Source organism: Flavobacterium sp. ACN2 (assembly GCF_002303885.1).
Taxonomy (GTDB): Bacteria; Bacteroidota; Bacteroidia; order Flavobacteriales; family Flavobacteriaceae; genus Flavobacterium.
This window is the reverse complement of the sequence record NZ_MRCM01000015.1, coordinates 137,143-159,120: the sequence shown is the minus strand read 5'-3', so window position 1 is coordinate 159,120 and position 21,978 is coordinate 137,143. Positions and strand designations below refer to the sequence as shown.

The window sequence follows — 21,978 nt, the reverse complement described above, 5'->3', positions numbered from 1 at the left end:
TTAGGCAAATTTTTAAATTTGCATTCCTAAGAATGCGTACAGTTTTTGGTAATCACTAAATTGAAGACTAAAACGCAGGTTATTCGTTTATGACATCGCCTTCCTTAGTTTCTTCGCTGGCAATTTTTACCAGTTTATCGTTTGGAGTTAAGTCGCCGAAAATTTCAATTTTATCTTCGATTTCTCTTCCTTTTTTAATGTCAACTCTTGTCGCTTTGTGGTTTACTACTTTCACCACATATAAACCTTCCGCAGAATTCACTACAGCCGATTTTGGTACTACAAATGTGCTGTCTTTCGCGTTAAGCGGTAACAAAACTTCGGCAACCATTCCAGGCAATAAATTTCCTTTGGTGTTATGAACGTCCATTTCAACTCTTTCTGAGCGTAATTTTAAATCTAATGCGCCAGACATTCTGGTAATTTTAGCTGTAAAAGTTTCTGGTAACGATTTTACATTAAAACTCATTTCGTCACCTTGGTGTAAATATCCCGTATACAATTCCGGAATAGAAACCGCCAAACGCAGTTTATCCTGCTGCTGAATCGTCAATAATGGTAAATCAGATCCTTTTCCTGCTGGGCCGACATAGGTTCCTAAATTCACATTTCTAGCTGCTACAACGCCGTCAAAAGGAGCGCGGATTTCTAGATAACCTCTCATAATGCCTACCTCTTTGTGCGCCGCAACGGCCGCTTGGTATTGTGCATAATCGGAGTTCTTTTTACCGCTTGCCATTTCTAAATCATTTTTAGAAATTGTTCCTTCAACTTTGCTTGTTTCATACAAACGGTTGTACGTGCTTTTGCTGGTGGCGTAAATGGCTTCCATCGATTTTAATCTTGATTCGGCTGCAGCCAATTGCGAACTGATTTCTGGAGCTTCCAATACAATCAAAAGCTGTCCTTTTTTTACTTTCGTACCAATATCAACTTTCAATAATTTTACGAAACTGCTCACTTTTGCGTATAAATCAACTTGTTGGAAACCCGTTAATTCGGCTGGTAAACGCAATTCTGTTGTTAGTTTTTCTTTCGCTAAAGCGAAAGTTTCTACTTTAGGTTCGATTTCCGCTTTTACCGTTTCTTCTTTTTTAGAATTACAGCTGTTCAGAAAAAATACTGCTGCTAGAAACAGCGGGCTATATTTTATAATTTTAGTGTTCATTTTTTGGTTTTAATGATGAGATATAATGGATACTTTCTTCGTCTTCAGGATCTAAAGAAACAGATTGTGTCGATGTTTTTTCTTGTGCCCACGCAAATATCTGCGGAAGGATTAATAATACGGCAAAAGTAGAAAATAATAATCCGCCAATAACCGCTCTTCCTAACGGAGAAACCTGATCGCCTCCTTCGCCGTGACCAATTGCCATTGGCAACATTCCCGCAATCATCGCAACCGAAGTCATGATAATCGGACGAAGACGCAACGCAGCCGCTTCACGCGCAGATTCTAAGGCATTTCCGTTTATTTTTCGAAGCTGTTCGGCATTCGTAACCAATAAAACGGCGTTGGCAATAGAAACTCCGACGGACATAATGATTCCCATATACGATTGTAAATTCAACGTTGAACCTGTAAGCGTCAGCATTAATAAAGATCCTAAAACTACGGCAGGAACTGTTGTTAAAATAACCAGCGAAACTTTAAACGATTGGAAGTTAGCGGCCAACATTAAGAAGATTACGAAAACGGCAACCAATAACCCCGTTTGCAAACTGCTTAATGTTTCGGTCAATACAGTACTTAGTCCAATTGGCGTGATAAACAAACCACGAGGTAATTCGCCCAAGGCACTAATTGTTTTGCTCACATCTTTTGATGCCGTACCTAAATCGGTTTGGTAGATGTTTGCCGTAACGGTAATGTATGGCATGGCCCCTAAATTGTCATTTTCACCGCTTACAAATCCCGGTGTAATTTTCGCAACGTCGCTTAAAACAGGACGAAGCGAATTTTTCAATACTGGAATTTCTCCAATATCGGTTTTGCTTTTCATTTTATTTAATGGCACTTGAACCTGAACAGAATACGATAATCCTGCTTTTTCGTCTACCCAGTTGTTTTTTTCGGTATAACGAGAAGATGAGGTTGAAGCAACCAATGAACGTGAAATATCATTCATGTCAACTCCCAATTCAGCCGCACGAGTTCTGTCAATATCAATATTCATTGCTGGATAATGAATGGGCTGACCAATCTGTACGTCTCTGAAATAAGAAATCGCTTTTAATTTGTCTACAATTTGAGTGGCGTACAATTCGTTTCGTTTTTTGTCTTTTCCGGCCACTCGAATCTCGATTGGAGTAGGAGAACCTTGGCTTAAAACTTTATCCGTCAATTCGATTGGTTCAAAAGAAAGTTTTGTATCAGGCAGTACTTTTTTAAGTCTTGCTCTAAACTCATCTTTAAAGTCGTCCATATCTTCATGATAGTCTTTTAAACTCACTTGGAAAACCGCTTCGTGAGAACCTGCCATGAACAAATAAATCGGGTTGATCGAGAATAGAGAAGGGTGCTGGCCGACATATACAGACGTAATTCCGATATGATCTTTACCCACCATTTTCTCCAATTCTTTTAAAACAACTCTGGCTTGTTCTTCTGTTCTTTCCAAACGCGTTCCGTCAATGGCGCGCATTCTCAATTGAAACTGACTTGAATTGGTTCTCGGGAAAACGTCTTTTCCGATAAAAGTAAGAAATACAATCGCCAGAATAATTGATCCCGTTAGATAAATAATAGTCGTTGCTTTTTTATGAACAAACAAACGATCTAAAGTTCGCATGAAACGATTTCTGAATTTTTCGAAACCGCTTACTTTCCCGTCGTTGTTGAAATCTTCTCTTTCAACCAAATCTTTTTTCTGACCAATTAAATTTTGCTCCGATTCAGGCGTTAATCCGCAGGCGTTAAACTCTGCTTCATCGTCTGTTATATTGGGTGCGTGTTCGTGTTTTTCATGACCTTTCATCATCCAGTTGGCCATTACAGGAACAAAAGTCTGCGAAAGCAAGAATGAAATTACCATTGAGAATCCAATCGCTAAAGCCAAAGGCAAGAACAATGCTCCCGGAATTCCGACCATGGTAAATGCTGGCGCAAATACGGCTAGAATACAAAGAAGGATCAACAATTTAGGCAAAGCAATTTCCTGACAGGCATCCCAAATGGCGAGTGCCTTGGGTTTTCCCATGTCGAGATGCTGGTGAATATTTTCGATGGTTACCGTACTTTCATCCACCAAAATACCAATTGCAAGAGCCAATCCTGATAATGACATTAAGTTAATCGTCTGTCCGAATAATTTCAGGAATAAAACCCCAGAAATAATCGAAATCGGAATCGTCATAATTACGATTAATGCCGCACGACGGTCGCCTAAGAATAATAAAACCATTAAACCAGTTAGAACCGCACCAATAATTCCCTCAGTAATCAAACTTTTAACCGAGTTGATTACATAAACCGACTGGTCAAATTCGTACGTAATGTTTACATCTTCAGGAAGCGTACTTTGAATTTTAGGAAGCTCTTTTTTCAATTTCTGAACCACATCCCAAGTCGAAGCGTCTCCCGCTTTTGCAATACTAATGTAAACCGAACGTTTTCCGTTTACCAAAGCATAACCTGCCGTAATATCGGCACCATCTTTTACAGACGCAACATCGCCTAATTTTAAGTTCTGAACACCGCCTTTGAATAACGGAATCTGTTCAAAATCTTTAACTTCTTTAATCGTATTGTTAGTTGGCGTAATATAGTTTTTGTCGCCCATACGCACGTTTCCAGATGGAGCCGTTTGGTTGTTCAAACGAATCGCATCAACAATCTGGTCTGGCGTCATATTATGAGAACGCAATAAATCTGGATCAACGTTTACCTCGATAGTTCTTGGGCTTCCGCCGAAAGGAGCTGGAGATAATAAACCAGGAATCGCCGTAAACGAAGCACGAACATAAACGTTGGCTAAATCCTGTAATTCGTTGTTGGAACGTATTTTACTGCTCAAAACCAATTGTCCAATTGGAAGTGAAGAAGCATCAAAACGAATGATAAACGGAGGCTGTGTTCCTGGAGGAAAAGCCGCTTGGATTCTGTTGGAAAGCGCACTTAACTCGGCAGCTGCCTGAGCCATGTTGGTTCCTTCATAATAGGTTAATTTCATAATCATTAACCCCTGAATATTTTTGGTTTCTACCGATTTGATACCGTTCGAGAAAGGTAAAACGTTTACGTAGTTTTTGGCAAAATAAGCCTCCATCTGGTCTGGCGTGTAACCTCCAAACGGATGCGCAATATAGATAACCGGCAAATTCATTTTTGGCAGAATGTCTACCTTAATGTCTTTGATGGCACCAATTCCGAAGAAAAATAGACCCGCAACCAATACTAATATGGAAATGGGTTTGCGGAGTGCAAAACGTATTAAATTCATTTGGATCTATAGTTAAAATTCATTTATAAATAAGTCAAAATTGCCCGTTGCGGCTACTTTTAGCAAGAACGACTGCCATACATTATTGTTGACAATATCACGGTCGATTTCGGCACGGTTTAAAACATACATCGTTTGTGTTAAATCGGTCAGATCGGTTAAACCGTTTTTGTATAATGTCGATTTCTGTACGTAAGCTCTTTTTGCCGCATCAACCTGAATAGGCGCTTCGGCATAATTTTCTAACGTAATTTTGATCTTATCTTCGGCAAAATTCAATTGCGATTTCAATTCTCTATCGGCCTGATTGTATTCTTCCTGTAAAGCCTGAGAAACAAATTTCTGAGCGCTTACTTGTTTGCTTGATCTAAAAGGAGTGGTTAAATTCCATGTAATTCCAACACCAACCAAATAATTGGTACGGTCTGGATTTACGCCATCCCAATAGTTTCTGCTAAAAGCATTTTGGTCTGTAGCATAAGTATTGTCAAATCCTGAAGCTCTGGTTTGTAAAACCCCAAAAGCACTCATGGTCGGATAATAAAAACGCTTGAATAATTTAACCTGCTGATTGCTGTAATCGATTTTGGTTTTGTACAGTTGCAATAACGGATGAAGACTGTCATTTGCTGCATTTCCTTGAATCAATTCTTTTGGAATCTGAGTTACAAAAAGCGTATCGGTAACAAAATCCTGAGGCGCAACGCCCATTAAATCGACCAATTTATTGTTTTGTTCCTTAACGAAATTCCTTGCTAAGTTTAAAGCAATTTTAGCTTTAGAAACTTCAGCTGTAGCCAATGTAGAATCGACTCCGGCCAATAATCCGTTTTTAACTCTTGCAACAGCTGTCTTTTTGAAAACTTCTGCGCGATCTAGATTTTTCTGCTGAGAAATCAGCAATCTCTGACTTGCCAATAGATTTAAATAGGCAGCCGAAATTTTAATTTCCTGCTGGAATTTTTCCTGCTGTAAGTCTTTTTCTTTGGCCTGAACATCAATTTTAGATAAATTGATTTTTTCCTGTGTTTTTCCGAAAGTGAAAAAATCCCAGTTCATGTTGACTAGATAAAGCGCACCAAACGCCGAATTCCAGTTTTGTTCAGGAAGAGGTAAACCTGATGAAGCAACTCCTAAACCACCAAAACCATACAACGGTCCGTTTTGTCCGTTTACAGTTCCGTAATCTTGCTGTGCCGATAAATTTAAGTTCGGCAGATAATCACGTCGAGATTGTTTTAGAGTCTCTTTTGATGCATTGGTGTAATTGTTTTTTGCCCGGATAGAACCGTAGTTTTCAAGACCTGTTTTTACTGCTTCTTTTAAAGACAGGGTTTGAGCGTAACCGATTGAGGCAAAAATCAAGAAAAATAATAAGGTAATTTTTTTGAAATACATAAACTCAAGGTGTGATATAAAATGTTTTGATGAAACAAATTTATTTCTCTTATACTGATAAAAGTCAGGTTAAGTGATGTACTGCACTAGTAAATGACGAATTGAATTGGTCATTTTTTGAAAAAATTAATTAAATATTTGTTCGTACTTTGTAAACTATTTCAAAATTAAGAATGAACAAAAAAATTGATAACATACTGGATAACAAATGGTGGCAGGAGGTTGCCGTTGTCCTTTTCTCCTTTACAATATATACCCTAAAAAATGATTGGATGTTATTTAGTTCTTTCGTTTCTATTGCAATGGGTATATTTTTCTATTGCGTTTTGTACATGCATGCCCAGTTTAATCGCTTTTTTCTGCTTCCTATTTTATTCAAAGCAAATAAACCTTTTACCTATATCATTTTAACGCTTTTTGGAGTTTTTGTATTTTCTGTCATTTTGTATGAAATTACAAGAATGGATATGTTTGCCAAATGCCATTTGTATCAGAACTCACATCAGAGAAGTTATGCCTACCAGTTGGCGAGTGTTTTAGGGACTTTGGTCTGCATTCTGAGTCCGATTATTGTTTTTAAGTTTTATCGTATTCACAGAAAACAAACCGATGCGGCTTTATTGTTCAATCAAATGCAATTAAATTCATTGAAAGGACAATTAAATCCGCATTTTTTATTCAATACATTTAATACGCTTTACGGAATCAGTCTTCAGTTTCCAGACAGAACGCCAGATTTGATTATGAAAGTTTCGCAATTAATGCGTTACCAATTAGAAAGCAACAGCAAACAATGTGTTTCTTTAGAAGACGAATTGGAATTTATAAACAGTTACGTTCAGCTAGAAAAAGAGCGTGTGGGTTATCGTTGCGAGATTAATTTTGAAAGTAAAGTAGATATCGAATACACCTATAAAATTTCTCCGATGCTGCTAATTGCATTTATAGAAAATGCTTTTAAACACGGAACTTGTGCTATCGAAAATTGCTTCGTAAAAATTAATATTACTGTTGAAAGTGGATTGTTGCATCTTCATGTAGCCAATTCAATTCCGAAGAAAAACGATGTGATTTCGACCAAAATCGGTTTGAAAAATACGATTGAACGTCTGAATTTAATTTATGGAAAAGACTATAAATTGGATGTAAAAGACGATAAACAGACTTATATTGTAGATTTACAAATACAGCTTAAAAAGTTTGTAGGATGAGAGAAACAAAAAGATGCATTATTATAGATGATGAACCCGCTGCGCATTATGTTCTGGCTAATTATATTAAACAGAATCCGCAGTTAGAATTGGTTTTTCAAGGATATAATGGCATTGAAGCGATGAATTATCTCAGAGAAAATTCAGTCGATTTAATGTTTCTAGACATAAATATGCCTGAGATTTCGGGAATGGAACTGCTTAAAATTCTTCCAACGCATCCAAAGACTATTTTAACCACGGCCTATTCTGAATTTGCATTGGAAAGCTATGATTACGGAGTGATTGATTATTTGCTGAAACCAATCTATTTTCCAAGGTTTTTAAAAGCAATTGACCGTTTTTTTGCTACAGAAAGTGCAAAACAAAAAACAGAAGAAACGGTAAACTCAGTAAACGTAAAAGTCGATGGCTATTTAATGGAAATTGAATTGGACCAGCTTTTGTATGCACAGAGTTTTGGTAATTACGTAAAACTTCACACCATCAAAAGAACGTATCTGGCTTCTATCACGACAACAGAGTTTGAAAAATGTCTTCCTGAAAAGAGTTTTATGCGCATTCATAAATCGTACATCGTGGCGCTGGATAAAATTGATGCAACCGAAAAAGATTTTGTGGTGATTAAAAATGAAAGAATCCCAATCGGAATTACTTATAAAAGAGAACTAACAGACCGATTAAAAAAGCTAGAATTGTAATTGAATGCTTGATTTTAAAAGAGTTTTTTCTTCCGAGAAAAAATGTTAATTTCTTCCTATTATCGTAATAGAAAAAGTAGTACTTTTAATACGTTATTAAAGTTTAATTTAAAAAATGAAACTATGAAAAACGTGCTTTTGTCTTTTACTTTTTTATGCAGTAGTTTTTTAATTGCGCAGGAGGGAACCAATATGAAAAAAGTGGTCACACCTCCAGAAAAAATCCGATTTGCTTTTGAGAGAGAATATCCGGGAAAAGTACCAGTCTGGTCGGAAGAATATGTTGGTGACGACGCAGATGAGATCAGGTATGAAGCGCGATACAATGTAGATGACAGAACAAAAGCGGTAGCGATTTACGATAATCTTGGAAACATGAAAGCATATGAATTGCAGATCTCGTTTAAACAGCTTCCGATAAAAGCACAGTCGTATTTAAAAAAGAATTATAAAGCAAAAGCGATTCTAGAAATTGCAATGGTGGTAGACGATAAGAAAAAAACAACATACGAAGTTGGTATAGAAAAAGATACTAAATTTTATGATATTGTTTTTGACGCAGAGGGCGGTTTTAATGTCTCTGTAGAAAAAAACTAAAACGCTTTACTAATTCAAATATTATTTGAAATGACAAACCCGATAAGTTTTTGGTTACTTATCGGGTTTTGTTTTTTTTTGTTTCAAGTTTCAAGTTTCAAGTTGATATTGTTTGTGTGTTTTAACCGCAAAGTGCGCAAGGTTTTTTCTAAGCTTTATGTTTAGATAAACGCAAAGTTCGCAAAGCTTTATGTAAAAAACTTTGCGAACCTTGCGTAAACCTTTGCGTTCTTTGCGGTTAAACATGAAACTTGAAACTTGAAACCTCTTATAACATCATTCCACCAGAAACTTCGATTCTTTGAGCATTTACCCATCTTGCATCTTCGGAACATAAAAAGGCAACAACACCGCCAATATCGTCAGGTAAACCAACTCTTCCTAAAGCCGTTACAGAAGCGATTTGCTGGTTCATTTGTTCGTTATCGCGAACTACACCGCCTCCAAAATCAGTTTCAATAGCGCCAGGAGCCACAACATTAGCTCTAATTTTTCTTGCTCCTAATTCTTTTGCTTGATATTTGGTTAAAGTTTCAATAGCGCCTTTCATAGATGCATAAGCTGCATAACCAGGGAAAGAAAATCTAGCTAAACCTGTCGAAATGTTTACAATTCCGCCACCGTCATTCATTACGTTTAATCCTTTTTGAGTTAAGAAAAACGGTCCTTTAAACTGAATATTAGTCAATTGATCAAACTCAGCTTCGGTTGTTCCAATGAAAGAATTGTGAATTCCGATTCCGGCATTGTTTACTAAAAAGTCGAATTTATCGGTTTTGAATGTGTTTTTTAAAGTTGCTTCTACTTCTTTAAAGAAAGAATCAAAAGTTCCAGATTCAGCTACGTTTAATTGTAATGAAGCTGCTTTTTGACCTAACTCTTCAATTTCTTTTACTACTAAATCAGCTTCTTCTTTTTTACTGTTGTACGTGATAATTACATCAAGTCCTTTTTTTGCAATTGCAATTGCCATGTTTTTTCCTAAACCTCTGCTACCGCCTGTAACTAGAGCTATTTTTGTATTTACTGCCATTTTTTATAATTGTTTAATTTGTAAAATGTTAGATGTAAAATGTGAGTTGTAAAATGTTTGGTGTGAATGTTTCTGTCTTTTTACATTTCACCTTTAACATTTTACAATTATGGATGCATTGCATTAAAATGATTTCTCAATTCTTCTGCGCTTGCGTTTAATCTGGTTTCGCTTGTGCCGAAGGTCAATTCCTGTCTGCCTTCTTTTAGTTGTTCGAAGATAGATTCGATAAAACTGCTTACGCTTGGATGTGCGTCGTGAAGACCGATTCCGCCTAAATCTGTGTTTAATGCTGGTGGAATAATTTCGACTACTTCAATATTTTTTTCTTTTAATAAATGACGAAGCGAAAGTGTAAACGATCTAAAAAATGCTTTTGTAGCCGAATAAACTGGAACTTTTGCAAAAGGAGAAAAAGCCAATCCAGAAGTTACATTCATCACTGTTTTTAGCGATGGCAACTGAATAAATAAGGAAGTTAAATGCAAAGGCGCTTCAATATTGGTGCTGATTTCTGCTTTCATACTTTCGTAAAAATCAGCATCAGTAACCGAAACCCAATTCTGAATTCCCGCATTATTGATTAAAACGTTTAAATCAGGATGATTTGCAGCAATCCATTCGTAAAGAGCGATTCGTTCTTGTTCTATAGATAAGTCGCATACTTTTGTTATAACCGTAGGAAATTTTGCTTTTACGTTTTTTAAAACCGATTCTCTTCTTCCGCAAATAATCACGGTATTGTTTTCCTGAATAAATCGTTCGGCAAGTCCAAGTCCGATACCGCTCGCACCGCCAGTTATTAAGATTTTGTTGTTTGATAAATTCATCTTTTCGTTCTTTTAATTTGATGAGACAAAGGTAGGAGCGAAGTAGAGTTGGGGAGTTGTAAATATCAAATGAATGTTTGCGAAATTCAAATCACGAGTGATAAATTCCAAAATTCAAATTCCAAATTCCAAAACGTTGTGTTAAACTTTGTCAAAGTTTCAAACTTTGACAAAGTTCTACGAAACCTGAAACCTGAAACCTGAAACCTGAAACCTGAAACCTGAAACCTGAAACCTGAAACCTGAAACCTGAAACCTGAAACCTGAAACCTGAAACCTGAAACCTGAAACCTGAAACCTCAAACTTGAAACCTCAAACTTGAAACAAAATTTAAGCTCTAAAAGCTACCGGCGTATAAGAAGTTTGTTTTTTAAAAAAATTAGAGAAATGCGCTAATTCTTCAAAACCAAGCGAATAAGCAATTTCAGAGATATTCCAATCGGTTTGTTTTAAAAGTATTTTGGCTTCGTTTGTTAGTCGGTTACTGATTAATTCGGTTGTGGTTTTTCCGGTATTTTCTTTTAAAACCTTATTTAAATGATTCACATGAACAGATAATCTTTCGGCAAAATCTTTCGCTGTTCTCAATTCTAATCGCTGATTTGGAGATTCAATAGGGAATTGTCTTTCTAATAATTCAGCAAATAAAGATGAAACTCTTGCTGCCGAATTATGCTTAGAATATAACGCTGTAATAGGCTGTAATTTTTGTCCGAAGTGGATTAATTCAGCCACATAATTTCGGATTAAATCATACTTGTAAATATAATCAGAATTAATTTCCTTTTGTATTTTGTTGAAAATCAATTCTACTTCTGAAACTTCTTCATCAGAAAGCTGAAAAATGGGATAACCGTCTGAAGCAAAAATAGGAAGTTCGTCCAGATCAATTCCGCTTTTGTTTTTAGATAAAAACTCGCTGGTAAAAACGCAAAATTGCCCGCCTTGATTGGTGTCTTGCGGTAAATAATTGTACGGAATTTTTGGAGTTGCAAATAATAATCCTTGTTTTTCGATTTCGATTACTTTATCGGCATATTCTGCTTTGTTGTGGCCTCTAATTAAACTTATTTTGTAATACGCTCTGCGGTCATAAGGCATTCCAGGTTTTCCTTTCATGCGCTCCAGCAATTCTTTTATGTCGAAAACATTAAAGTGCCCGATTTCTTTCTGAATGTCATTTGGCAATAAAGAAGTAGGATCAACAGTTGAGCCTTCGGTAATATCTTGGTAAAAGGAATCTAGGGATTTCATATTTGTGAATTGCGAAATTCAAATATACGAAAAATATAAAGATTGGTTTTGGTTTGTTTTGTTTCAGGTTTAAAGTTTCAGGTTTAAAGTTTCAGGTTGTTTTTCGTTGTGTTTATTTAAACGCAAAGAGCGCAAAGTTTTTTTCGCAAGGTTAGCAAAGTTTTATACACATTTTATGTCATTTCGACGAAGGAGAAATCTTCGCAAGAAACTCCGCAAGCTGAATCTCCAATCTTTGTAGAGCTACTTGTGGAGATTTCTCCTTTGTCGAAATGACAAACTTTACGCTTACAAATTGCTTAAATCTTTGCGAACCTTGCACCGTCTTTGCGCTCTTTGCGGTTAAAAAAGACTCCCCTGCAAAAACTCAGGTTCTGGATTACTTCCAAAAGGAAAAGCATCAATCACAAAAAACTGTTTTACTTTGGGATCAAATTCCCTTAAAACAATTTCATTGCATTCAAATTGAAGATCAATTGTGGTAAAAAGCTCAGAAGCAATTTTCAGATTTTCGGGAGTTAATCTTCGTCCGATTGATAGGTGCGGGTTGTCGCTTTTTTTGAGTTTTAAAAACTTCAAAGTTTCATGAATCTTTTTCATAATCGGAACAAGATTTTTTTCTGAATCTTCATTTACACCAATAAAGAAAGCGCCAGCATTCGGAAAAGAATCAAAGTGATTTAAAGACACTTCAAAAGGCGTAAAAGTATCCGAAACTTTAGAAAGCTTTTGTTTGATAGAATCGAATTGAGACTCGTCAATTGTAAACTCACAAATCGTAATATGCGCTTCAGAATTGCAGCTGTTGTACCAATCGATTTTGCTTTTCAAAAAGTCTTTCAATTTTTTAACAGGCTCGACTAATCCTTTCGAATAAAATACAACTGAATATGTTTTTTCCATAGCTGAAAAATGTTTTTACAATTTTAAAATTGGAATTATGATTTTACTATCAGAATACCATTTTATTTGTAAAGGTTCTTTGGCGTCAGCAATGGTTTCGTCGCTCACATTTTTACCTGTACCGTAATTAATTTCCCAATTCGGATTTTTGTTAGCTCCTAATACGATTACAATCGAACTTCCCTTTTCTAATTCTTTAGAAATTATAAAAGTTTGCTCAATGTCAATTGTTTCTATTTTATTAGGAATCAATAATTGTCTTTTGGTTCTATCTTTTGCAAAACTGGCCCTTTGCAAATTGTTGGTTAAAGCAAAATATTGACCTTTGGCTGTTTTTTCGTAAAGCTGTATTTCTATATCAATATCTTTTTTGTTGGTACTTATTTTTAACGATGTTTTTAAGGAACCGCTAATTATAGTTGCATTTTCAAGAGGATCACTTTCAAAAACCAACAGATGTTTTTCTGGTTTAAAAATCGAATCTATAACTTTAGGAAAACCATTTACGTAGTCATCATTATAGATATTAATTTCAGATCGATCTGTTAAATCAACCGTTTGGTTAATAGAAACGGCTTTTTTAGGGGCTGTTTTTTGTAATGAATATTTCGAATTGCTGCCGCTTAAATAAAAGGTTAGATTATCATTGTGCATTTTGTCTAACGAAGCAACACTTTTCCATTCATTTTTGCCCATAATTTCAAAGTTTACTTTATCCTTTAAAATTTCAGGACGTTTTGCACCTTTCAAAATATGGTCAAACCATTGAAAGATAATGGCATTAATTGGAATATTTGCCGCCTCATCGATAGTGTAACCTCCTAATTCTTTTCGAGGAGTGCCTTGCGAACCGCCATGATCATACGGCCCGATTATAAGATAATAATTATCGCTTTTATTATATTTTTGGTACTGATTGTAGTAGTACATCGCCCCAAGCTGGTCGTCATCATAATAACCAGTTGTGCTTAAAATAGGAATATTAATATTGGCAAAAGCTTCTTTTTGAGGCGTCATATTTTGCCAGTAGCTATCATAAGCAGGATGATCCAGCCATCTTTGAAATAGAGGAGAAGGATTGCCTTCAATTTTGTCTAAGGAACGGAAACTCGCTCCGGTTTTATAATATTGCGTAAAAACTTCGTCCCATTTTTTGCTGTTCAAAAAGCTATTGAGATCTGTTAATTTAGTATTGGTAACCAGATGAATCCATTTTAAGGCATAGCTCATAAAAATTCCATTTTGCATCGGAAAATCGATTCCGGCACCAACAGAAACTAGCGGTACAATTGTTTTTAAAGCAGGATGTACTTTTTTTACAGCGCTCCATTGGCTAAAACCTAAATAACTGCCGCCGTATAATCCGATTTTACCATTGCACCACTGCTGTTTGCTAACCCAGTCCAAAATATGATACGCATCGTCGCCATCGTGTTCATAAGGTTCTATTGGATCATTGCTTAAACGTTTGCCGCGTGTATTGGCAACAAAACCCACATAGCCCATATTCGCAATTTCTTTGCAGTCACTAACTTCATTTCCTGCATAGATATTATATTTCATTACCACGGGCTGTGGTTCAGATACATTTTTAAGTCTGACCATCGTAGCAGAAATTGTACTTCCGTTGGGCAATGTAATAATGATATCGCGGTCTATTATATAAGTATCGGCTTCGATTTTTGCAATTATTTTATGAGCAAGTGAAAGTGTTTTGCTTAAAATCAAATAGCGAGAATATTGTCGGCATAATTGCGCAGCATTTTCTACACTAATGCTGTCATTATCTTGAACCGCTTTAAGCTGTGTTTCAAAATCGTTTTTAATGTCGGATAGTTTTAATTCATAATACCCTTCGGCCCAGCTTTTTCCATCTACATTTAAAGTATTGTATAATTTGTAGAACTCGGTTGTAAAGGTTTTTTCAAAATCAGCTTTAGTTTTAGGTTCTTTTGAGGCTGTTTTTGCATACGTTTTGTAAACAAATCCTAGAGGTCTGTTGGTAATACTGTCACCTAAAATTTCCTGCGAATAGGTCACAAAAGTCTCATGCATTCCTTTAAAATCTCCTGCAACAGATTGTATTCTGGCATAATTGTCTAAGTAAGAGGCCTTGCTTGGATTTTTATAAAGAGGAAGTACTTTTTTGGCAAGAAGCGGTATGCTTTTGCTAAGAGACAGACTGTCTTTGTAATTGCTTTTTTCGAAATAGATTTTTTGTGAAGTTCCTATTTGAAAGGAAAAACAAATTAATAAAAGAATGATGCTTTTTTTCATCTTAAGAAACTTACTTTTTGAGGTATTGGTTTAAATTTGTGTTCTCAAAAGTAGCATAAATTTCTTATAATCAATAAGTGGATTTTTATTATGTTTAAAAAAGAGTAATGTATGCTAAATCTTTCCTTTTAGATGCAATCGATGCAGAATTTCAGATTTCAACAAACCGCTTCCGCCGCCAAAATGCTCAATGACTTCAACATTTGGCTGATTTTTTAAGCAGAAAGAAGTAAATTCTTTTTCGACATGATCTTCAATTGCAGAACTCAAAAGAACAATATCAATGATATTATTCTGAAAGTATTCTTGTGCTTCTTTTTCATTATTAAAAGCTACTGCGTTCCAATTTTCATCTGCATTAACGAGACGAAGTAGAATAGCCAAAATAGCTTCATTTTTTCCTAGTAATAAAAATTGCAGTTGTTTCATTTTTTTGAGGTTCTAAGATTCTAATTATCTAATTAAAAGAATTACATGCAAATGTAGCGAGGGTTTGGGAAAAAGAGACTTAATCTAGGACAAGAAATATTTTTTTTGGCTTTTTTCGTCCTTTTTATGTATGAATTTGATATTTTATTATACTAAAATTTAGTTAAAGTATATTTTGGCAATATTTTGCAGTACAATCACTTAAGGTTTTTAATTGTAAATAATATTGTTAATTTTTTCATGCAATGAGGAAAACCGTAAGGTATTCTCTTTTAAGGGCTCTACTTTTGGCATGTTGAAATTTAAAAACAAATGCTGTTTTTTACCTTTTTTAGAATGTCATTTTTTAGATTTTAACTAATTCATGTTTTTTGGAGAAACATTTTTTTTGAATTAAATTTTGACATATTCATTTGATCGTGGGTATTTGTATAAAAAGTTTAGATTATACATTAATGTCTTATTTTAAGGGTTTTAAGAGGAAGTCGACGGACTGAATTTTAAAACCCTTTTTTAGCATATAAATGAAAAAGCGAGAAACCAAAACTGAAGGATATCGGTATTGATTTTAAATTTTTGGGGAGAAAATCCGTAATAGTTTTTGAACGCGGCCGAGAAATGAGAAACGTCTTTATATCCGCATTTATACGCCGCTTCGCTTACCGTAAAGGCTTTGGCTTGAAATAATTCTTTGGCATGCTCCATTCTAAGTTTTATGATATAGCTTTTGACAGTTGTTCCAAAACAAGCTTTAAAGCCTTTTTTTAATTTGAATTCGTTTAGCGAAATAAGTCTGGAAAGTTCAGGAAGAGTAGGTGTATTGCGATAATCGTTTTCTAGTATTTTTTTTGCTTCTAAAAGTTTGCTGTAATCTTCTTCGTTGATATTTTCTGCTGGTAAAGGTTTGATAATTAATGTTTCGAGCTGATGAATAAGGAGCTCTTTAATTTTACTTTCGATATAAATTCTTTTTAAAAGACCTTCTCTTGTACAATTTTTTATCTCCGAAGTTACCCACTGAATTGCTGGTGTAAACGGAAGATATTTTGAGATTAAATAACCGGATTGCTTCTGAAGAATTTTTTTTGAAAATTTTTCATGCAGCTGCCAATCTTCGTTAATGATGTTATAATAAAACTCTTTAGAAAGAATAATCGAAAGATAGTTTACATTTTTGTGAGCCGGAATTTTAAATGATCCTTTAAAATTATTGGTGTAAAATATATTGTGTGTATTTTCTTTAGAATACTTTTCACTTTCCAATTGATCAATATGAGTTTCTATGTTACTGCTATAAATAAAATTCATAACAATTGATTCTTCGTCAATTTCAAAAAGAATAGTTTTAGAATTGGAGAAATACAATTGCGTATCCAATAGGACTAATCCGTCGGTTATGAAATGGCGGCTAATTATTTTTTCCGAATGGTCATTTTCAATATGGACATTTTCTTCGGTTAAAATACTTTTCGGATAATATTTATCTCCAATTTGAATTTTAATGATGGGCGTTTGAGAAGTTAGAAGAGTGGCTTTGATTTTCAAAATATAATCCGTTTTTACAAAATAATAATCCGTTTTTCCCTATCTTTTTTGGAGACGTTGATGGTACTTTTGCAGCAAAGTTATTTATAATTAGTCTAATTAAAGATATGTCAACTCAAAAAATTTTATTTGCCAGTTTATTTTTTCTAACCACGTTCTTATCATTTTCCCAGCAAAATCAAGGTTTCACAGTGTCTGGAAAAGTTGTTGAAAATTCTGGAGAAACAATTCCATTTGCAACAGTTATCATTGAAAAAACAGGTTTAAGTGTTATGTCAGATGAAAACGGAAACTATATTTTAAAAAATGTACCATCAGGAAAACATACATTAAAAATCTCAGCAATGGGATTTGCAGTTCAGAAAAAACAGATTGAAGTTTCAGGCAATTTGGATGTTTCAATTAAAATGGAAGGCGAATTGCAGGAGTTAGAAAGTGTAACCGTATTGGGAAGATCTCAAGCGGATAAAGTAAATAAACAATCTTATAGTGTAACCGCAATCGATGCTAAAAAATTACACAACTCAACTTTAGATTTATCGCATGCTTTGGATCGTGTTTCTGGTGTGCGTAACCGTGAAGCGGGTGGAGTAGGTTCTAGATCGGAGCTTTCTATAAACGGATTCTCAGGAAATCAGATTAAAGTTTTTATTGATGGAGTTCCGATGGATAATTTCGGTTCTTCTTTTCAAATTAATAATATTCCGATCAATCTTGCAGATCGTGTAGAGGTTTACAAAGGGGTTGTGCCAATTTGGTTAGGAGGAGATGCTTTGGGTGGAGCAATAAATATTGTAACGAATAGCAAACCAAGAACTTTTGTGGATGCTTCTTATTCCTTCGGATCTTTTAATACCCATCGTTCCAGCATAAACGCGGGTTATACGGCAAAAAGCGGTTTTACAACAGAAATTAATGCTTTTCAGAACTATTCAGATAATAACTATTGGGTAAATGTAGATGTAGCCGATTTAAATACGGGTGCTTATTTCCCCAATCAGAGAGTGAGACGTTTTCATGATAAGTACCGTAACGAAACCGTGATTGTAAATGTTGGGGTAACGGGTAAAAAATATGCCGATAAATTGATGATTGGTTTTACTGGAGGAGAAAATCAAGCAGATATTCAGACTGGTGCAAGAATGGTAAGTGTTTTTGGAAAGATTTACAGAAAAGGAAGCATCGTAATGCCAACTTTAAAATATCAGGTAAAAGATTTATTTACTAAAGGACTTAATGTAAATGTAACAGGTAATTACAATTTTGGTTACGAACAGAATATTGATACTGTTTTTAGAAGATACAACTGGTTTGGCGATTACAAACAATATGAAGGTGCGGGAGGAGAAAGAAGCCGAACGCTTCGTAAGTTCTATAACAACAATGGTATAGCAACAGCCAATGCAACGTATACACTTAATGACAGACACTCTTTTATGGTCAATAATACGTTTAATACGTTCGATCGTAAAGAAAGTGACGAGTTGGTTCCTGAATCTTTGGTTTATAAACAGCCTAAAAAAACGCAGAAAAATGTTTTAGGATTGGGGTATAAATTAGATTACAATGATAAGTGGAGTACTTCTGTGTTTCTAAAAGATTATTCATTAAAAACTACTTATTCTAGAAGTTACAATCCTTCAGGAGCTACAGGAGATATTGCTTATCAGAAATATGTAGACCATACTTCTACAACGGGTTATGGAGCGGCTACGAGTTATTATTTAAAACGTAATCTGCAGATTAAAGCCTCTTATGAAAAGACGTATAGATTGCCAACTCCAGAGGAAATCTTTGGTAATGTTAATGACAATTTAGAAGGAAATCTTGCTTTGAAACCAGAATCTAGCGACAACTATAATTTAGGAGCAAGTTATCAGACGAGTTTCAGCGAAAAGAATGCTTTATCATTTGATGTAAATCTTTTGCACAGAAATGCAGTAGATTTTATTCGTCCGACATTGAATAATAACCAAACCATGACAACCAATGTCAATCAAGGAAAAGTGACGAATTACGGTATCGATGGTGAGGTTAGATATTCATACGCGAATCGTTTTACGGCTGGTTTCAATGCTACATACCAGAATATTAGAAACAAAACAATGTACGAGCCTAATCAGAACTATGTGTCTCCTTTCTATAATGACAGAATTCCGAATATGCCTTATTTATTTGGTAATGCAGATGCGACAATGTTTTTTAATAATGTCTGGAAAAAAGGAAACAATCTTTCTGTTGGTTACAACTTGCTTTATGTGCATACGTACTATTTGTCTTGGCCAAGTATGGGAAGCAAAGACAGCAAACTGGAAATTCCGCAGCAGTTTAGCCATGATTTGAATGCCGTTTATACGATGGCAAACGGAAAATACAATATTGCTTTTGAATGCAAAAACCTTTTAGATAATAAGCTTTACGATAATTTCTCCTTACAAAAACCAAGTAGAGCTTTTTACATCAAGTTGAGATATTACTTCAGTAAATCAAATAATTAAATTTAATACAAACACCATAATACAATGAAAAAAAGTACAACATTAGCTTTATTATCAGCTGTTTTAGCTTTTACAGCATTTTCTTGCAGCAGTGATTCTGATAAATCAGGAGGTGAAACTGGCGGAGGAAACGATACAGGAAAAACGAAATATATTATTACTGCAACAACTGGTGCAGCAGGAATTGCAGATTATTTATTAACTGCAGACGATGTTTCTGCTGGAGTTATCACAACTACAGGAAACGGATTGGAGCAAGACGGAACATACCGTTATTATATTACAGCACAAAACAATTTCTTTAGTTTACTTTACGGACAAGGAAATCCAGGAGCTGTTACCACTTATAACCTAAACTCTGAAGGAAAACTAGTTAAAAAATCTGATTTTCAAGCAGAAACGGTACACGTATTTGCTGCTGTAAACCAAGATATTTTAACGATTAAAGTTCCAAGAAGTGGTGCTTCTATTGCTTCTATGTACAAAATTGATGCTACAAAATCGCTTATTACAGGTGAAGCGCAACAAGACACTAAAGTATTGGCTAAAAATGGAGAAAGAGCTTTCTTTACTTGGGCAACTCAAGTTGGAGATAAAGTTTACATGCCTTATATGAGTATTAAAGGAGACGGTGTAGACAACTTTGGAACTGTAAATCCAGATAGTACTTGGGTTGCTGTTTACAACTACCCAGAATTGAAATTAGAAAAAGTAATCAAAGATAACCGTACAAGTTATTTAGGAGCTTATTTCACAAACGGATTATTCCAAGATGAAAATGGAGATGCTTACGGTTTCTCTGGTGCAATTGCAACTAGCAATGCTGTAATGACTTCTACAAAACCATCTGCGGTTGTGAGAATCAAAAAAGGAACTACAGAGTTTGATAAAACGTACTTCTTTAATGTTCAAGAAAAATCTGGTGGATATAAAATTTCTTCTACAAGCTACATTTCAAAAGGTAAATTCTTATTGTTAATGTACGGAAATGTTGGAAAAAACAACGGTGCAGTTAAAATGGCAATTGCAGATGTTTACAACCAAACATTTACTTGGGTAACAGGTGCTCCAGAAACATTAACTTCTGTAACTAGCCGTTACAATATTACTTCAGAAGACGGAAGCTCTGCAATTGTAGGTATTAATACTCCTGACGGAAACTGGATTTACTCAATCAACGGTACAACTGCTGTTGCAACAAAAGGTATGAAAGTGGAAGGCGGACAAATTACTGCAATCCAAAAATTAAAATACTAAATATTTTTTTGCCGTAAGTCCTTATTTTATGAGGACTTGCGGTTTTTTCATTTATCCTATTTATCTATCCAATTATGTTTTCTTCTTCAAAACCAAATAATAAGAAAAAAAGTAAAAAGTCGCTTTTTAAGCGCATCATGGCTTGGCTGCATTTGTGGCTCGGTTTGGCATCTGGAATTATTGTAGTTATTGTCAGTCTTACCGGCTGCATTTATGTTTTCGAAAATGAAATAAAAGATTTTATTGAAGACTGGCGTTTTGTAAAACCTCAGAAAGAAGCATTTTTACTGCCATCGCAATTGGTTTCGATTGCAGATAAAAAAATGAAAGATAAAAAAGCTACCAGTGTAACTTTTGGTACAAAAGATGAAGCTGCGATTGTAGGTTATTTTGTTGAGAAAAAAGAAGAAGGTGAAAGAGGAGGTCCTGGTGAAAAAGGAGAACAAAAAAGAGGAGAAAGAAAAAAAGACCTAGCCCAAAATAATGAAAAGGCAAAATCTGAACTGAAACCTCAAGGAAAACCTGGCGAAAAAGGAAAAGGAAAGGAAAAGAAGGGTAAAGGAGGAAGAAGACAAGGAACTTTTATAAGCGTTTACATGAATCCGTATACGGGTGAAGTATTAAATGTGAAGACTTTTTCTAGAGGAGACTCACCAGATTTTTTCAGATGGATTTTGAACGGACACCGCGCATTATGGCTTCCTTATGATATTGGAAGACCAATCGTTGGAGTTGCAGTTTTAATTTTCGTTGTATTGTTAATTTCGGGCATCGTTTTATGGTGGCCAACCAAATGGATTAAGTCCATTATAGATAAAAGTTTTAAAATTAAATGGGATGCCAGCTTTAAACGTGTTAATTATGATATGCATAATGTATTTGGTTTTTACAGCTGTATTTTCCTGTTTTTTATTGCCGTAACAGGCTTAGTGTGGAGTTTTGGATGGTGGAGTAAATCTTTGTATTGGGTAACTTCTGGAGGAAAACCGTTGACTGAAAACCGCGAATCTCCAAAATCTGATACAACCAATGTAAAAGAGTTTAATATCACAACAGCGGATAAAGTTTTATTGAATTTAAGAAAAGAAAATCCTCAGGCAGCCGGAATCATGATTAGTATTCCGGGAAAACCTGCAGATCCGATTGGTGCTTTTGTTTACAAGCAGAAATACACTTTTTACAACATGGATCGTTATAGTTTTGATCAGCAAAGCCTGAAGGAAATTTCGATTAAAACTCCTTTTTCAGGAAAGTATATCGAAGCCAATATTCCAGACAAAATCCGACGTATGAATTACGATATTCACGTAGGAAGCGTTCTTGGACTTACGGGTAAAATTATTGCATTTTTGGCCAGTTTAATTTCTGCCAGTTTACCAATTACAGGATTTATTATCTGGTGGGGAAAACAGAAATTTGGTAAAAAGAAACCTGCTGCAAAACCAAAAGTGGCTAGTAAAGCAATTCCCGCTCCTAAATTGAAAAATCCAGCAGAACAAGAAATTACTGCTTAAACATATTAAATCGGTTTTTATAATTCCTTTTTGTTTTTTTTTTTTTTTTGATAAAAGGCAAAACTTGTAAAAGTTTTGCCTTTCTGTT

16 protein-coding genes are annotated in these 21,978 nt (G+C 35.0%); 6 read left to right on the top strand and 10 right to left on the bottom strand.

The features are described 5' to 3' along the window. Window positions 1–79 precede the first annotated feature (79 nt). Genes BSF41_RS17645 through BSF41_RS17635 form a run of 3 tightly spaced genes read right to left on the bottom strand, consistent with a single transcriptional unit; the run spans window position 80 to window position 5,840 of the window. Complete coding sequence (locus BSF41_RS17645) at window positions 80–1,168, bottom strand: efflux RND transporter periplasmic adaptor subunit (protein ID WP_095930815.1); 1,089 nt, start codon at window positions 1,166–1,168, stop codon at window positions 80–82. Next, window positions 1,158–4,442: an efflux RND transporter permease subunit gene (locus BSF41_RS17640; RefSeq protein ID WP_095930814.1), complete on the bottom strand. Its 3,285-nt coding sequence runs from the start codon at window positions 4,440–4,442 to the stop codon at window positions 1,158–1,160. Before BSF41_RS17640 ends, BSF41_RS17645 begins: the two co-directional genes overlap by 11 nt. A gap of 12 nt (window positions 4,443–4,454) precedes the next feature. Further along, complete coding sequence (locus BSF41_RS17635) at window positions 4,455–5,840, bottom strand: TolC family protein (RefSeq protein WP_095930813.1); 1,386 nt, start codon at window positions 5,838–5,840, stop codon at window positions 4,455–4,457. A 173-nt stretch (window positions 5,841–6,013) separates the two neighbouring features. Here BSF41_RS17635 and BSF41_RS17630 point away from each other — a divergent pair, with 173 nt between their 5' ends. From BSF41_RS17630 to BSF41_RS17620, 3 genes are all read left to right on the top strand, one after another. Continuing rightward, window positions 6,014–7,051 (top strand): sensor histidine kinase, encoded by a 1,038-nt coding sequence (locus BSF41_RS17630; protein WP_095930812.1) that lies wholly within the window; start codon window positions 6,014–6,016, stop codon window positions 7,049–7,051. After that, window positions 7,048–7,752 (top strand): LytTR family DNA-binding domain-containing protein, encoded by a 705-nt coding sequence (locus BSF41_RS17625; RefSeq protein ID WP_095930811.1) that lies wholly within the window; start codon window positions 7,048–7,050, stop codon window positions 7,750–7,752. The genes BSF41_RS17630 and BSF41_RS17625 overlap by 4 nt, the downstream gene beginning before the upstream one ends. Before the next feature lie 123 nt (window positions 7,753–7,875). Next, complete coding sequence (locus BSF41_RS17620; protein ID WP_095930831.1) at window positions 7,876–8,349, top strand: hypothetical protein; 474 nt, start codon at window positions 7,876–7,878, stop codon at window positions 8,347–8,349. A 268-nt stretch (window positions 8,350–8,617) separates the two neighbouring features. Here BSF41_RS17620 and BSF41_RS17615 read toward each other — a convergent pair whose 3' ends face one another. The 7 genes from BSF41_RS17615 to BSF41_RS17585 form a co-directional block, all read right to left on the bottom strand. Continuing rightward, window positions 8,618–9,382, bottom strand: coding sequence for an SDR family NAD(P)-dependent oxidoreductase (locus tag BSF41_RS17615; protein WP_095930810.1), 765 nt, complete (start codon window positions 9,380–9,382; stop codon window positions 8,618–8,620). A 107-nt stretch (window positions 9,383–9,489) separates the two neighbouring features. Continuing rightward, the gene (locus tag BSF41_RS17610) at window positions 9,490–10,212 is read right to left on the bottom strand and encodes an SDR family oxidoreductase (RefSeq protein WP_095930809.1); all 723 of its coding nucleotides are present in this window, start codon (window positions 10,210–10,212) and stop codon (window positions 9,490–9,492) included. A gap of 331 nt (window positions 10,213–10,543) precedes the next feature. Further along, window positions 10,544–11,467 (bottom strand): AraC family transcriptional regulator, encoded by a 924-nt coding sequence (locus BSF41_RS17605; protein WP_095930808.1) that lies wholly within the window; start codon window positions 11,465–11,467, stop codon window positions 10,544–10,546. Window positions 11,468–11,809: 342 nt separating this feature from the next. After that, the gene (locus BSF41_RS17600) at window positions 11,810–12,370 is read right to left on the bottom strand and encodes a 2'-5' RNA ligase family protein (RefSeq protein ID WP_095930807.1); all 561 of its coding nucleotides are present in this window, start codon (window positions 12,368–12,370) and stop codon (window positions 11,810–11,812) included. Window positions 12,371–12,385: 15 nt separating this feature from the next. After that, complete coding sequence (locus BSF41_RS17595) at window positions 12,386–14,647, bottom strand: CocE/NonD family hydrolase (RefSeq protein WP_095930806.1); 2,262 nt, start codon at window positions 14,645–14,647, stop codon at window positions 12,386–12,388. 114 nt (window positions 14,648–14,761) lie between these two features. Then, entirely contained in the window at window positions 14,762–15,076 is a 315-nt protein-coding gene (locus BSF41_RS17590; protein ID WP_095930805.1) for a hypothetical protein, read from the bottom strand. Window positions 15,077–15,589: 513 nt separating this feature from the next. Then, on the bottom strand, window positions 15,590–16,621 hold the full coding sequence (locus tag BSF41_RS17585; RefSeq protein WP_095930804.1) for a helix-turn-helix transcriptional regulator: 1,032 nt from the start codon (window positions 16,619–16,621) through the stop codon (window positions 15,590–15,592). A 107-nt stretch (window positions 16,622–16,728) separates the two neighbouring features. Between BSF41_RS17585 and BSF41_RS17580 the strand changes: the two genes are divergently transcribed. From BSF41_RS17580 to BSF41_RS17570, 3 genes are all read left to right on the top strand, one after another. Then, on the top strand, window positions 16,729–19,119 hold the full coding sequence (locus BSF41_RS17580) for a TonB-dependent receptor (protein ID WP_095930803.1): 2,391 nt from the start codon (window positions 16,729–16,731) through the stop codon (window positions 19,117–19,119). Window positions 19,120–19,143: 24 nt separating this feature from the next. Then, a complete protein-coding gene (locus BSF41_RS17575) occupies window positions 19,144–20,376 on the top strand; it encodes a DUF4374 domain-containing protein (RefSeq protein ID WP_095930802.1) in 1,233 nt (410 codons plus the stop codon). 137 nt (window positions 20,377–20,513) lie between these two features. Next, a complete protein-coding gene (locus BSF41_RS17570; protein ID WP_253251851.1) occupies window positions 20,514–21,890 on the top strand; it encodes a PepSY domain-containing protein in 1,377 nt (458 codons plus the stop codon). The last annotated feature ends 88 nt before the right edge of the window (window positions 21,891–21,978 follow it).

Excerpts from the sequence above, each read along its gene's own strand:
- BSF41_RS17570 (WP_253251851.1), top strand. The coding sequence starts at position 20,514 with ATGGCTTGGCTGCATTTGTGGCTCGGTTTGGCATCTGGAATTATTGTA.
- BSF41_RS17580 (WP_095930803.1), top strand. The coding sequence starts at position 16,729 with ATGTCAACTCAAAAAATTTTATTTGCCAGTTTATTTTTTCTAACCACG.
- BSF41_RS17600 (WP_095930807.1), bottom strand. The coding sequence starts at position 12,370 with ATGGAAAAAACATATTCAGTTGTATTTTATTCGAAAGGATTAGTCGAG.
- BSF41_RS17645 (WP_095930815.1), bottom strand. The coding sequence starts at position 1,168 with ATGAACACTAAAATTATAAAATATAGCCCGCTGTTTCTAGCAGCAGTA.
- BSF41_RS17595 (WP_095930806.1), bottom strand. The coding sequence starts at position 14,647 with ATGAAAAAAAGCATCATTCTTTTATTAATTTGTTTTTCCTTTCAAATA.
- BSF41_RS17625 (WP_095930811.1), top strand. The coding sequence starts at position 7,048 with ATGAGAGAAACAAAAAGATGCATTATTATAGATGATGAACCCGCTGCG.
- BSF41_RS17575 (WP_095930802.1), top strand. The coding sequence starts at position 19,144 with ATGAAAAAAAGTACAACATTAGCTTTATTATCAGCTGTTTTAGCTTTT.
- BSF41_RS17620 (WP_095930831.1), top strand. The coding sequence starts at position 7,876 with ATGAAAAACGTGCTTTTGTCTTTTACTTTTTTATGCAGTAGTTTTTTA.
- BSF41_RS17635 (WP_095930813.1), bottom strand. The coding sequence starts at position 5,840 with ATGTATTTCAAAAAAATTACCTTATTATTTTTCTTGATTTTTGCCTCA.
- BSF41_RS17630 (WP_095930812.1), top strand. The coding sequence starts at position 6,014 with ATGAACAAAAAAATTGATAACATACTGGATAACAAATGGTGGCAGGAG.
- BSF41_RS17615 (WP_095930810.1), bottom strand. The coding sequence starts at position 9,382 with ATGGCAGTAAATACAAAAATAGCTCTAGTTACAGGCGGTAGCAGAGGT.
- BSF41_RS17605 (WP_095930808.1), bottom strand. The coding sequence starts at position 11,467 with ATGAAATCCCTAGATTCCTTTTACCAAGATATTACCGAAGGCTCAACT.
- BSF41_RS17640 (WP_095930814.1), bottom strand. The coding sequence starts at position 4,442 with ATGAATTTAATACGTTTTGCACTCCGCAAACCCATTTCCATATTAGTA.
- BSF41_RS17610 (WP_095930809.1), bottom strand. The coding sequence starts at position 10,212 with ATGAATTTATCAAACAACAAAATCTTAATAACTGGCGGTGCGAGCGGT.
- BSF41_RS17590 (WP_095930805.1), bottom strand. The coding sequence starts at position 15,076 with ATGAAACAACTGCAATTTTTATTACTAGGAAAAAATGAAGCTATTTTG.